General features: G+C 28.4%; 3 protein-coding genes. All 3 read right to left on the reverse strand.

The genetic code is table 11. The features are described from left to right. Positions 1 to 13 precede the first annotated feature (13 nt). Positions 14 to 14,014, reverse strand: coding sequence for a GLUG motif-containing protein (locus tag MPAN_RS04880; protein ID WP_176239534.1), 14,001 nt, complete (start codon positions 14,012 to 14,014; stop codon positions 14 to 16). 149 nt (positions 14,015 to 14,163) lie between these two features. After that, positions 14,164 to 14,847 carry a tyrosine-protein phosphatase gene (locus MPAN_RS04885; protein WP_176239535.1) on the reverse strand — a complete coding sequence of 228 codons (684 nt, stop codon included), beginning with the start codon at positions 14,845 to 14,847 and terminating at the stop codon, positions 14,164 to 14,166. Further along, positions 14,844 to 15,608: a CpsD/CapB family tyrosine-protein kinase gene (locus tag MPAN_RS04890; RefSeq protein WP_176239536.1), complete on the reverse strand. Its 765-nt coding sequence runs from the start codon at positions 15,606 to 15,608 to the stop codon at positions 14,844 to 14,846. Before MPAN_RS04890 ends, MPAN_RS04885 begins: the two co-directional genes overlap by 4 nt.

The raw sequence follows: 15,608 nt of genomic DNA on the forward strand, positions 1-15,608 counted from the left end.
GATTGCTATAAATCTATTTTAGTGTAGGGTTTCCAAACTCATCAACTAATTCAAAATTCCAAATATCATGATCATAAAGCGTTGACATAATTTGTTGAATATTAGCTAAGCTACTATTATAGATAGCAAAATTATTGTATTGATAAAGTGTATAAACATCTTCAAATTCATAACTATCATTAACATACTCGATTGCTCTAACGTAATCATCATTATTTAAACTTTTACTCGTTGTATATACAAATCTAATTTCTGAATTACTAACTTCTCGAACTAAACCATATACTGAGTTTTGACTGCTAAAATTAATTGTTGAATATGCATATGTCAAAATTGAATCATCTCTTAAGTCGAAGCAAATAGCGCCACTGCCCCAATTTGTTATATTGATAGTACCAGTTGTATAAACGTTTGAGATATCTGAATAATTGACAGATGATACTAAACCACCTACGTATTCATAAGCATTTATATCAACATGTGCTTCAGCGATGTTTAATGATGAACTATACATTCTACCAAATACACCACCAACATAACGATAAGCATCAATAACTACATCAACATAAATTCTTTGTGCCTTAGAACTGTTAAATTGACCTGCAACACCACCGGTACCACCCCAACTTGTACTATTAGAAGTTATAAATGCATTGATACTAATGTTTTCAATGACTGATTCTTCAATTGCACCAGCTAATCCTCCAATATAAGTTGATGAGTCAGTTGTGTTGGTTGCTGTAATTGTACCTGTGACACTGACATTTTCAATAACTGTATAAGCGTTAGTTCTACCTATTAATGCACCTACATACATTTCATAATTGTTATTGATATAGGTTCTCGTTGTAATACTTATATTTACATTTTCTAATGCTAAATTCTTAATAACAGCTAATGAAGTACTTGCAAATAATCCTACATAAGGAGTTTGATCTTCATAAGTTTTAACGATGTTTAGATTACTTATTGTATATCCAGCGCCATCAAATGCTCCTTTAAAGTTTTCAATTGGTTCCCATTCAAAACCATCTAAATCTATATCATTTGCCAAAATATAAGAATGATCACTAGACATATTTTGAAGTTGTTCAGCAGTTGTAATAACGATTTGTGCCTCTGTTGTCATTAAAACGATATGATTTGAATCTGCTGCTGAAAGTCTTGATCTTGAATCTAGAGCTTCATTTGAATAATAGAATGATTCCACTCTGAAATGCTCATACATATTTGTATTGGATGCTGTAAAATTAATGGTTGCTTGTGTATGATCTGTATTTAATGTAAATTGAGTTGAGTCATATGTTGTATTACCATAAGCACCTCTATAAATAGTTATGCTATCTATATCATATCCAGTTGGATTATAGAATTGGACAACAACTTCTATTTCTTGATTAATATATGTATAATAAATTAATTCTTGGTTTAAATATGAATCAATTGATTCAACATAAATATCACCATTAATCATGATTTGTGCTGTGTTATTGATGGCTGTTGTTATATTAAATGTTTGATTTTCATAAGTAGCATATAAATTTGTAACAACTAAATCAGTTAATCCACCAATATAATTTTCATCTGTTAAAAATTCTACAAGAAGTTCTGTTTGACTAAGTTGTGTAACTGAATAAACTTGTCCATTAATCATGACATCTGTAAATTCTAATCCATTTGGATTGTTTAAATATAGTTTTAACGAAATTGCATCACCAGAAACGATTGCTGAAGTATTCATTAGTTTTGTCTCAGTTAATTCTACGACTGGTGTTGTCTTTAATGTATAATCATCTGTAATCTCAACATTTGCTAATCCCTGATTTAAATTGTATGAATAAACTGCATAAATTGTATATGCTGTATATGCGTCAAGTGAGTTAAATGTTCTTACTGTTAAGTCACTTAATGATTCTATTAATGTGCTACCTTGATATATACTGATTTCTGTAAATGTTCCAACATCATCTATATCTGAAAGATTAAAGTTAAATGAAATGCTATTATTTGTTGATGAAACATTATTGAAACTCATCGTTGGAACAGCTTTAGCATATGTTGTAAATTCTAGAATTTCAGATGCTTGGCTTGGTCCAAATTCATCATCAACAAATTCATAGATTGCGATTACTTCTAAGAAATAGGTTGTTTCTGAATATAAATTACCAAATGCTTTTAATGTAAGTGATGTTTGAAGAATATTGTAATCTTGGTCAAGTAGGTTATATACCATACTTTGTGTGATACCTAATTCATCAACAAGTTGATAATCAAATGTAATATCTTCTTGACCTACTGCTACATTGACAATCGTGATTTCTGGAACATTTTCAGGATCTGTTGTTCTAACACGATAAGTTGCAACGATTTCTTTTTGACCTGAACCATCTTGATAATCATATACATATCTTATTTCTATTTTGTAAGTTGAACCGTATCTTAAATCAGTAAATGTTAAGTTTTCTAAATCTGTAATTTCTGCGATTAACACTTGATCTTGATATAACAATATTGTATCTATTTCACCAATTTGATGTGGATCATCAATATACAAATCAAATGTTATCGTTGAATTATCTGATACTACGTTTCTAACTTCAAGTTTAGGTTGAATCTTAAACAATGGATAATCATTGACATAAACGAAATACTCATTACCCCAGATACCATTCATTAAATCAAGAACATCTGCAAGTGGCATAACTGTTGTATATCCATCATTGACAGGTGTATAAACATTTGTGAATTTAGAATTGTTTTGATTAGCTATACTTCTTAAAATACGATTATTAGCGCCATATAAGTAAGAGAAACTATTTTCAATTGTCGAATTGTTCGCATAATAAGTAAGTCCGAAACTATTATAATACTCTTGACTATAACTTCTACCTACTGCATAAGCATTGAGTAGATTTGAATTTTCAAAATAATTGAATAAACCAGAAACTAGATAATTATTTTCTGAACGCAATGAAACATTTGCAATAATATTTGTTGCATCTGATCTATAAAATCTTGATGAGATACCAGCTGCTTCACCAGTGGACTTCACATAACCATTAACATAAATGAAATTCAATGTAGAATCATCAATAGTACCTGCAACAAATCCAGCATAATTACCATATTGATATGTTTCATTTTTTAAATCAATTTGTCCACTAATATTAACATTTTCTATAATCGAACGATTAATACTACCTGCAAGAGCGCCAACGTGCATTTCGTAAGTACCATTACTATTTGATCTAAGTGTTGTAATGATCGATACGTTTTCTAATGTCACATTTCTAATTTCTGAATATTTAATCATCTCAAACAAACCAGCATAAACATTTTGATCAAGATATGTCTTGATAAATGTTAAATTAGATATTGTATATCCATTACCATCAAACACACCATTAAATTCTTCAATTGGTGTCCATAATGAACTTGATAAATCAATATCATTTCTTAATACATAATGATATCCAGATATCATATCTTGTAAGTCTTCTGCTGTATAAATATTTCTAATTTCTAAATCTTGTAAAACGATTAAATTCTTTTCAAAATTGCTTTGTTTTGTTCTTTCTTCTATTTCATTATTTTCATATGTGAAATTTTCAATGCGAATCGTTAAAATATTATCCCATTCAATAACTGTTGTAAATATATATGAATTACCTTCAATGGTGAAGTCATCTATATTATAAGTACTTCCATAATAATAATTAGTTTTATAAATTTCTATATTTGAAATATTATAGTTTGAAGGATTATAGAAATTTATCTTAACTGTAACAGTTTCATTGAGTATTCCATAGGTAACTACATCTTGTGAACTATTTAAAATTTCAATAGATTCAATATAAATGTCACCATTGATGTATGTATCAACAGTATTTAAGTGATTAACATTATAAGTATAAAGTTTATCATTAAATGTACCAATAAGTTTTTCAACTGTTAATGTTGTTGCTAATTGTCCAATATCTTCAGTAAGTAAGATATCTACTCTAAGTTTAGATACTGTGTAGCTTGATACTTCATATTTGATACCATTGATCACGACTTCTTCAAACACGATTTCATTTGGATTATCTAAATCAATATTTATAGATAATGAATCACCAACAGCAACTGCTGTGTTGTTAATAATACTTACACCAGCAATATCAGCATATGGTGCTGTTTCAAATGTGTATGTTGCTTGTTTTTGAATAAGCCCTTTGCCATCTGCTAAGTTATACTCATAAGAAACTAGCAATTGATACGTTGTGTTTTGCAATAAATCTACAACTTGAATCACATCATTTGTAGTTTGTTCAATAAGAACACCATCTAAATATAAATCCATTTGCGTGATATTTCCTAAATTGTATCCATCTTGTAATAATGCTTCATAGCTTAATGCAGTTGTTGTAACTTCAATATTACTAAAATCAACAACTGGTGTTTCATAAACTGATGTAACAAAACTATCTTGTCTATAACTTGTAACTAATCCATTACCATCATTTTTATCATATTCATATACAAATCTTACATAATATTGATGATTTGATAATAGATTATTAAAACTAATAACTTCAAATGTGTCTAATGTATCAATTTTTGTTAATCCATTATATAAATCAATAGATATCAATGTTGAAATATCATTAGGATCTTCTTCATAATAAGTGAATTTGACACTATCAAAGTTTGTATTCAATTCATTCATATAGTAATATGGATTGCTTATATATTGTGTGTTATATGAACTCTCAACAATAAATGTTCTTAATCCTTGTTGATCATTTAAATCGTATGTGTAAGTTACTCTAATGGTGTACCAACTATTTGATAATAAGTCTTCAAATTTATATGTGTCAAATGTTTCTAATTCATCAACTTTGGTTCCGTTTGTATAAAGTTCAACAGCCGAAATAATACCTAAATTAAAGTCATCATCAATAATAAGTGAAAAGTCTATATAATCTACACCATTATCTGATGAGCCAAATGAAACAGTAGGCACATCATAACTATCAGTAACAAACTCATAAATAGCTTCTAATGTATTTTCACCCCAAGTATCATCTGTAAACTCATATGTGTAATTAACTTGAACATAATATAGTGTATCTGCAAATAAGCCATCAAATGTGTAAGGAGCTGCTGTTAATGTGTCTAATAAAATACCATCTTCATCATATAATTCTACTGAAACAAATTCAGATATCAATAGTAAATCGATAAGATCATAGTCTAATGTGATGCTTTCTTGATCAATTACAACATCTTTAAACTCTATACTAGGAACATTATCTTTATCATCAGTAAACGCAAACATTGATGCTTCAATAAGTTGTTCTCCAAGTCCATCTTGATAATCATATCCATAAACGATTCTTAATTCGTATTTAGTAGAATATCTTAAATTCTCAAATTCAATAGTTGTATAATCTATAAGTTCTTCAACTAATACACCTTTTAAGTATAATGCTGCAGATTTAATTTCTCCTACATTGTCTAAATCCATAATATTTATATCAAAACTCAATGTAGATACACTTTCATCTTTAACTTCAACATTCAAAATCGGAATACGTTTTAATGTTGGAAATTCTTTAGTAAAAATCCAAATAGAATTATCCCAGTTATTTTGAGCAAATGTCATCATATCTTCATAGCTAGCTTTTGTGAACATACCATAATTAGTTAATCCGTAAACATTTGTATATATATTATTCCAATATCCACTAACCGGGTTCTTATATTCACCATTATGATCTTTTGTAAATGATAGAACATTTTCAAGTGTTGAACTATAAACATATCCTGCAAATCCTCCACCTTGCCATGGACTTACATAATTTGAATAAATACCTGTTGCATAACTATCTATTATCGTTGAATTATCAATGCTACCAGCAAAGTTACCAGTTTCTTCATCATCAACATATAGATTTATGTAACTATATACATTTTGAATATATGATTGATAGATACGACCAGCAATACCACCAGAATTTCTACCAGCAGTTATAATACCTTCAACACGAATTTCTGATAGAGTTGCTCTATCCATATAACCTGCTATAAATCCTGTAAATTGTGAACCATTTGAAGTTACAACAGTATCAATTTCACCTGATATAATAATATTAGAAATTTGAGTGTTTTGGTAAACTCTACCAGCTAGAATACCAATAAATCCTTCATAATAATTACCACTTGTTGATCCTTGTGTAACAACGATTGTAGCATTATTCATAATAACATTTTTAACCACTGCATTTTCTAATTCTTCGAATAATCCTGCATAAGCATTTTCATCTATAAAGGATTCGATAAGCGTTAAATTAGATATAACATGACCGTTACCATCAAATACACCACTAAATTTTTCAATTGGAACCCACATCGTTTCATATAAATCGATGTCATTCATTAAAACATAATGATAACCAGATTCTACATTTAATAAATCTTCTGCAGTTTTTATTTCTCTAATTTCATCATCTTGTAAAACAATAATTGTCTTAGTGAAGCTAAGTTGTTTAGTTCTTTCTATAATATTTTCATTTGAATAAACAAGTTGTTCAAAGTTAATAGTAAAATATTCACCTTGAGTTACTGCTATCGTAAATAGATAACTTGTTGAATCAATTGTAAAGTCTGTAATAGTTTCATTTGAGCTACCATATTGACTATATCTATATAAGTTTAATTGATCAATTTGATAATTTGTAGGATTATACATATTAACTCTTACAGTCATCATTTGATTTTCTTGAATAAACTCTATTTCATTTAAATCCATATCTAAAAAGTCAATAGACTCAATATAAATATTACCATTGATATAAGTATCAACTGTATTTGATTCTGTTAAATAATATGTGTAATATTTGCCTTCATATGTACCAATAAGTTTTTCAACTGTTAATGTTGTTTCATATTGTCCTAATGCTTCAGTTATTGTTAAGTCGACTCTTAGTCTTGTAACTGCAAAACTAGATACTTCATATTTAATACCATTAATTACTACATGTGTAATAACGATTTGATTTGGATTGTCGACTTCAATACTAATTGATAAAGGATCACCAACAGCTATTGCGTTATTGTTTAGAAGACTTACACTTGTTATATCTGCATAAGGTGCAGTCTCAAAAGTATAACTAACTTCTTTAGCAATTTCACCTTTGCCATCAAGTAAATTATATGTATATGAAACGATTAATATATATTCTGTATTTTCAGTTAAACTATCAAGTGAGATTGTATCTAAGTTGGTTTCACTCACCAATACATCATCTAAATAAACAGCCATATGAGAAATTTGACCTAGATTATTTTCATCTATTAATGTACCTTCATAGAACATTTCATTTTGTGTAACTTCAATACTTGTAAAGTCTACTTCAGGTATGAAATAGCTGAGTGTTGAAAATTGGAATTGATTAAAGTTTCTAACAATACCTTGACCATTGTTTTTATCATACTCATAAACAAATCTTATAGAATATTGATGATTTGATAAAAGATCAGAAAAACTTACATTATCTAAATCCAATGCACTATCAACTTTTGTAAAACCATCATATAAATCAATTGCAATAAGTGTTGAAATATCAGCTTCATCGTTAAAGTCATAATCTAGCGTTATAGAATTGATTGTGGTCGTATAATCATTTACCCAATAATGAGGTGTTTGAACATATGATGTATAGCCACTACTTTCTACTTGAAGTGTTTTAGGTCCTTGTTGATCATTTAAATCGTATGTATATGTAAGAATGACTCTATACCAACGATCCGATAAAAGGTTAGTAAATGTTATATTATTAAATGTTTCTAGTGTTTGTACTAGTGAATTATTATCGTATAGTTCAATCTTTGAAACAAAACCTAAAGTATTTGGATCATCAGATTCAACAATAAATGTAATTGAATCAAAATCATTAGAACCTTGTTGGATTTGAACTGTTGGCATATCATAACTTTCAGTTTCAAATTCATAGAATGCTTCTAGTAGATTTTCTCCCCAAGTGTCATCAGTAAATTCATAAGTATAATTGACTAATATATAATAATAAGAGTTAGAATATAAATTGCTAAAAACATAAGGTGTAGCATAAATCGTATCAACTAAATTATTATTTTCATCATATAGACTAATTGAATCAAATGTAGCAATGTCTAACGGATCTGTTAGATCATAATCAAAGATAATACTATCTTGATCAATAACAACATTATTATAATCTACACTTGGTACATTTTCTTTATCACTTGTATATGCATAAAGAGATTTTTGAATGATTTGTTCACCTAAACCATCTTCATAATCATACGCATAGACAACTCTTAATTCATATCTTGATGAATATCTAAGATTTTCAAACTTAATATCTGTAAAATCAGTTAACTCTTCAATTAATACACCTTTTAAATATAGTGCAACTGATTGTATAGATCCAACTTCATCAAAATCTAGCACTTCAATATTGAAACTTAAACTTGATATAGTTTTAATATCAACTTTTAGATCCATTGTTGGAATACGCTTAATCATTGGTAGTTCTTTTGTAAATGTCCAAATATTACTGTCCCAATTTTCTTGAGCATGTAATATCATATTTTCTATAGTTGCAGTTACAAATAGTTCATTATACGCTGGACTAAATGTACCTTCAGCTCTAGAATCCCAGAAATGAAGCACTGGATTTTTATATGCACCATCTTTATCTTTAGTAAATGAAAGAACATCTTTTAAGATTGAGTTGTTAATATAAGTAGCAAAGCCACCAGTTTCATAAGACGTTGTATTAGAGTTAATACCTGTAGCATAGCTATTTATAATGGTCGAACCATAAATTTCACCAGCAAAGTTTCCAGTATATCTACCTGTAACGTTTAAATCTACATTTGCATAAGAGTTTCTAACATCAGAGTTGCTAAGGTTTCCTGCAATACCACCCATGTAATCTTCACCAGTTATTGTACCTGAAACTCTAATTTCTCTTAATTTAGATTGATCAATATATCCAGCTAACAATCCAGCTTTTGCATTACCATTAAAGTTTTCTTGATTCACATCTAGATTTGCAGAGATAACGATATTTGTAATCATAGATTGTTGGCCTATATAACCTGCTAATACACCAATAAAGCTTTCATAATAATCACCATTTGTTGATCTATGTGTAATAACAATATTAGAATCACTAATCACTAAATTCTTAATGATCGCAAATTCTAATGTTTCAAACAAACCAACTCTAACATTTTCATCTGTATATGACTTAATTAATGTTAGATTAGAAATAACATGACCATTACCATCTAAATAACCAAAGAAATTTTCGATAGGTGTGAAACTAAATCCACTTAAATCAATATCGTTAGCTAGTTGATATACTTTTCCACTTTCAATATTTTGTAAATCATCAGGTGTATAAATATAATTGATTGTTTCTTGCTCAACTACCAATATACTTTCTTCAATATCTGAAACAACTTTTGTTATTGATGATAATCTTTCGCTTGAATATTCAATGCTATAAACGCTTATTTGATAAAGTCTTTCATCAGCATTTAAAGTAAATGTAATCGTTGATTTTTCATCATCTATTGTAAAATCTGTAATTGTTTGATTGTCTTGACCCCAATTTCTTCTATAAAGTTGAAGTTCAATTGAATTGATATCATATAATGTATTATTATCTAATATGATTTCGATAGATAACATATTGTTTTGTGAAATATATTCTACAGAATTTCCATTGAGTGCATAAATATTCATATCAATTACATCAATGTTACCATTCATATAAATATCATCTGTATTATTATCTTCTAAAGTATATTCAAAGATTTCACTATTAAATAAACCAATTAGTTTTTCAATAGTAATTGAATTTTCACCATTTATATAACTATCATCAAGTAACATATCTACTCTTAGTCTTGAAACTGATGAATTAATTACTGGATAAGTTACACCATTAATTACTGCTTCTATAAACTCAATTTCATCAGGATTATCTATGTCAACTTCTATGACTAATGTATCACCCATGAAGAGTGCATCAGTATTTAAAACTGTTGTTGAATTAAATGCTACATATGGATTTGTTCTAATAATAACTTCTTTAGTATTGTATTCAACTCCATAGATTTCATCTAGTGTATATCCATATTTAATGACTAATTTATACATATGATTAGATAATAAACCTGTAAATTCTAAATTATCTAATTCAGCTAATTCTTGAACTAATACTTGATTTTCATCATATAGTTTAATTGAATCAAATACACCAATAGAATTAGGATCTGTTAAATCGTATGAGAAGTTAATTGTATCGTGTGTTACTCCATATACTAAATTCGTAATTTCTGGAGTGCCTTCAGCAGGCGTTGTTCTGACTTCTTTTTTAACTTCAATCACTTGATCTCCAAGTTCATCACCATAATTATAAACATATCTTATAACTAATATATAGCTTGTATTATGTCTTAAGCCTTCAAATCGGTCTATATTCAAATCAGTAATTGTTTCAAAAAGCTCATCACCTTTATAAAGTGAAATAGATTCGATTTGTCCGACCATATCAAAATCAGTGGTTGCATACGCAAAACCTATAAAGTTTTCTGATTCTATGATATTTGTAAATCTAATAGAAGGTGTCCATTTCAAGACGATTTTTTCGTCTGTAAATGCCCATATATTTAAATCCCATATATCATTGAAATTAGCAAATATAGCTTCATATGAAGTTTCTAGTATACCTTCTTGATCAAAATTATTTGGATGCGTATAAACATTTTCAAATGTATGTTCACCCCAAGTACCTAAAATTGCATTTAATGCTGTTCCATCTTGATCAAAGGCGATTGAAAATACATTGATTAATGTTATTTGATCTCCCCAAGTAATGATACCTGCACCATTATTACCCCAATTATTAGCAATACTTATAACGCCTTCATAATAACTATCTAATATATAGATACCATTTGCAGATCCAACAAGACCTGCACCATTTTCTTCTACTGTTATGGTTGCATTTGAATAAGAGTTTGTGATTTTAGAGTTTTGTGCATAACCAATAAGTCCAGCAGTTTCATATTTACCAAAAATCTTACCTTCTGTATATGATTTAGCTATTGTTGTTTCATATGCATTACCAACAATACCACCAATGCGATTTACATTTGATGAGATATTAGCATTCACATAAATTTGATTCATTGATACATTATCACTACGTCCAAGCAAACCACCGGTTTGATTATCATAACCTAGTCCACTTTGAATACTTAATTCTCCATATACATTAATCTTAGAGAAACTAGACATGTATGAATTACTAGCTAAGAAACCAGCATAACTACTAAAATTATTAGATGTTTGGTCTCTTTGCATATCTACTAAGAATAAGAAGTTTTCTAATGTTAAGTTTGTAATTGTAGAATAATTAATGTTTTTAAATAATCCTAGATGTACATCAGTATCCGTATATGTTTTAACAATCGATAAATTTTTAATTGCATACCCATTACCATCTAAAACTACATAGGATATATCCTTAGGTTCCCAAGTAATGCCTTCTAAATCAATATCGTTAGCTAATTTATAAGCATATCCATCTTTCATATTTTTCAAATCATCTGCTGTATAAATATATGTATAAACAGAACTTGTAACACTAACTATAAATGTAGAAACTCCATCAACATCTTTAGTTTTAAATCCAAATGTATCATCTCCATATGTAAATGATTTCACATGGAAATTCAATATTTGATTTCTATAATAAGCAGTTTGTTCAAATACTGCAGTTGTTTTATCATCACTTAATGTAAAGTTTACATTATTTCCTTCATCCCAATTATAGTTTGCCATTTTTAAATTAGTAATATCATAACCAGTAGGATTATCAAAAATAACTTTTACATAAAAGATATCTCCTGGCATAACTTTATCAATAGGATTATCATATTGATCAATAATAATAATTGATTTAATCGTAATATCACCATTAATAAATGCATAGCCTGTATTGTTTTCAGTTGTATCAAAAATTCTTTCAACACCATGTTTTGAACCAATGATTTGTTCAACAACAAATGCTGTTTCTCCACCTGTAAATGAATCATCAACAATAAATTCTAAATAAATGCTATGTTGTGTAGAAACATTTGATATTGGATAAGTTTCACCATTAATAATAACATGTGAAAATTCAATACTTGAAGGATTATCAACTTCAACTTCCATACGAATCGTATCGCCTTCAGTTAATCGTTCAGTATTGATAATCTCAGTTGAAATAACACTTAAATAAGGCTTAGTGAAGCCTTCTTGTGTGACAACTAATTCTTGTTCACCTATGCCATCATTTAAATCATAAGCATAGATTATTTCTAAATTATATAAAGTATCGGCAATCACGTCTGAAATAGCTTTTAATGTTAAGTCAGAAAGTGTTCTAACTAATGTGCCTTCTTCATATAAATTGATTGTTTTCATATACCCAACACTATCAACATCATCAATGACATAATCAAACTCTATTTGATCATAAGATGTTTCATATGTTGTAATATCTAGAGTAGGTGTTGCTTTTTCCATTGTCTTTAATATAGAACTAATATAAGCTGTTTGTACACCATTTCCGTCGTTCATGTCATATGTGTAATTTAAACGTATTTCATAATTTGTATTTGATAATAATTCATCAAATGCAAATGTGTCTTCTAAAGTCTTAGACTCAATTAAGACACCTTCTAAATATATATCTAGAGATAAAATAGTTGCAATTTGATCTTCATCTACAACTTCAAAATCAAATTCTAGTGATGTTTGAGTTTGAGAAAGGTCTAAATAATTTAATGTAGGTAATGTTTTTGCAATTGTTTGTGCATCATAAATTAAAAAGTCAGTTTGAATACCTTCACCTAAATCATATTGATAATTGACTTTAACTTGATAATCATGACCAGAATAAAGATCAGTAAATAAAGCCTGATCAATGGTTAGACTTGTTTCAACTAAAGTTAGACCATCATATAATTCAATTGTAGTAATCGTCGCAACATCTTTTAAATCTAAATCTTCTATTTGAATATTGATAGAGGTCTGGTCAATTGTTTGAGGTTGGATAATATATAATGGTAATGTTGAAAATTCGCCAGTTTCTAATACATGGATTCCAACACCTAGTCCATCGACTTTATCGTAAGCAGCTGCTATTGCATATGAATAAGTCTTGTTATAAGTTAATTGATTAACATCAATATGCGTCACATCAAAGCCTAAATCTTGTTCATAAACGATACTTAATCCATCATAGATGAAAAATTTAGAACTTTGACCAGCTTCTAAAATTAAATCTGCATAATCAGTAACTTTCGCATCCAAGTTAAAAGACGTTGACCCTACGCTTAAATTTTCAGTTAAGCTAAAAGGTAGGTTTGTATGTTCAACACCAACAGTAACTGTTTGATTCCCATCCATAAGTACATCATTGATGGTTGTTCCATCAATATACTTAATACCATCTAATGTAAACTCTCTAATACCAGGAGTTTCATCAATAGTTACTTCTAAAATGAGCAACTCTGAATTTGAGCCATCTTCAAATTCATAAGATTGATATTTCTTCCCATTCATAGAAAAAGACAGAATCTCAAATTGATCTGGATTATAAACCGTGATGTGTATGTAGAGTGTTGTATTTGGTAATACATAATACTCAACTTCTTCTGAAGAAATTATGCCGAACGCATCTTCAATATCATCTTGGAATATCTCGTCAATTGGATCTGTCTCAGGGTCATCAATTGGGTCTGACTCAGGGTCATCAGTTTCTTGCTGATAGAAACTCGTTGTCGTATTGACTTCATTTAAAACTGTCATACCACGATAAACTGGAACTGTACCTGTAGTAATGTCAACTTTATCGCAACCAGAAAGCAGAAAAAATACACTAGTAATAATAATTACTAATACCAACATTCGTTTTTTCATAAAAGACCTCCATAATCTTTTAAAATCATTTATTAAAAACATTATAAACTGTGTCGTCGATTTTTTTTCATTATACCACTTTTATTTTGAAAAGTTACTTCATTTCTTGTTTATAATTATTACATTTTTCTTAATAAATAAAAAAACCACTAAAAAGTGGTTAATTCAATACGATTAAATAATAAATTTAGAGATTTATCATCATAATATTTACTTAAATGTTTCTTTGCTTGCATTAAATTTGGAGGTCTTTTATCTAAATTGTGTGTGTCTGTTGCAATAACATCAATTAAATTGTTTTTAATCATCATTTTTACAGTTTTTTTATCTACACTTTTATCAAGGTTTAGAATTGATGATGCATTGGTTTGAATCAATGCTCCAGTTTCTCTAATTTTGATGATATCTTCCATTGATAAATACTGATATCTTTCTGTATGTGCAACTATAACTTGATAACCCATGTGCATTAAATCAAAACAAATATCTTCAATTGGAGTTTCAATTCTTGTTGGAAATTCCATTAATATATATTTATGTTTTCCAAAAGCATAATCATCATAATTTGTATTGAGATGACTTCTGTAATGAATTTCTCCTGCTAAATAAAGATTTATATCTAATTTAGATTGTTTAACTGCTTCTTTTAATGAGTTAAATGCAATGATTTGTTCTTCTTTTGAAGCTTTTGTAACTCTTGATTGAATATGTGGTGTCAAAATGATATCTGTAACACCTTGCATAATTTCAATTTCAATCATTTTAAGTGATGTCTCTATATCTTGAGAGCCATCATCGACTTTCGGTAAAATATGAGTATGAATATCTATCATTTAATATCATCATCGTCATCATCATCAGAATAATAAGCATAATTTTGTCCATATCCATATACGCCTGATTTTAAATCAACTTGTGTTAAAACAAGTCCAATAATATTAATTCCATGATTTTTAAGATTGCTAACTGCTTCTCTAACTACTGATTTCTTAGCTTTTCCTTGTGCAACAACGAAAATGACACCATCAGCTAATTTAGAAATATAAAGTGCATCAGATACCGCAATAACTGGTGGAGTATCTAATAAAACATAATCATATTCTTCTTTTAATTGTGCAATTAAGTCTTGTAGTTTTTTAGCTTCTAAAACATTGATGATGGCAGATGTTTTTTCACCAGAAGTCATAAAATCAATACCTAAATCTTCTGAATGATTGATTGCTTTTTCTAAAGAAACCTTACCTGATAAATAATCAGTTAATCCATCTTTATTTGGAGAGCCAAAAACACGATTCATCTTTGGTTTTCTTAAATCAAGATCAATAACGATAACTTTTTTACCTCTTTGACCTAAAAGATAGGATAAATTAGATACAAATGTTGATTTACCTTCTGAAGGAAGAGTAGATGTAAATTGAATAACTTTTAAATCTCCATCGACATTTGCGTAATCCAAATTGATAATAACTTTTTGGAAAGATTCTGTAACAAATGATAAAGGATCTTGTTTTGTAATGATATAGTCATATTTTTCAATTCGTTCACCATTAATTAAACGATCAATTGAAAAATTCTTTAACTTCTTTTTTGCCAT

Origin of the sequence: Mariniplasma anaerobium, from assembly GCF_016865445.1 — a bacterium.
Lineage (GTDB): Bacteria > Bacillota_I > Bacilli_A > Acholeplasmatales > Acholeplasmataceae > Mariniplasma > Mariniplasma anaerobium.

Excerpts from the sequence above, each read along its gene's own strand:
- MPAN_RS04880 (WP_176239534.1), bottom strand. The coding sequence starts at position 14,014 with ATGAAAAAACGAATGTTGGTATTAGTAATTATTATTACTAGTGTATTT.
- MPAN_RS04885 (WP_176239535.1), bottom strand. The coding sequence starts at position 14,847 with ATGATAGATATTCATACTCATATTTTACCGAAAGTCGATGATGGCTCT.
- MPAN_RS04890 (WP_176239536.1), bottom strand. The coding sequence starts at position 15,608 with ATGGCAAAAAAGAAGTTAAAGAATTTTTCAATTGATCGTTTAATTAAT.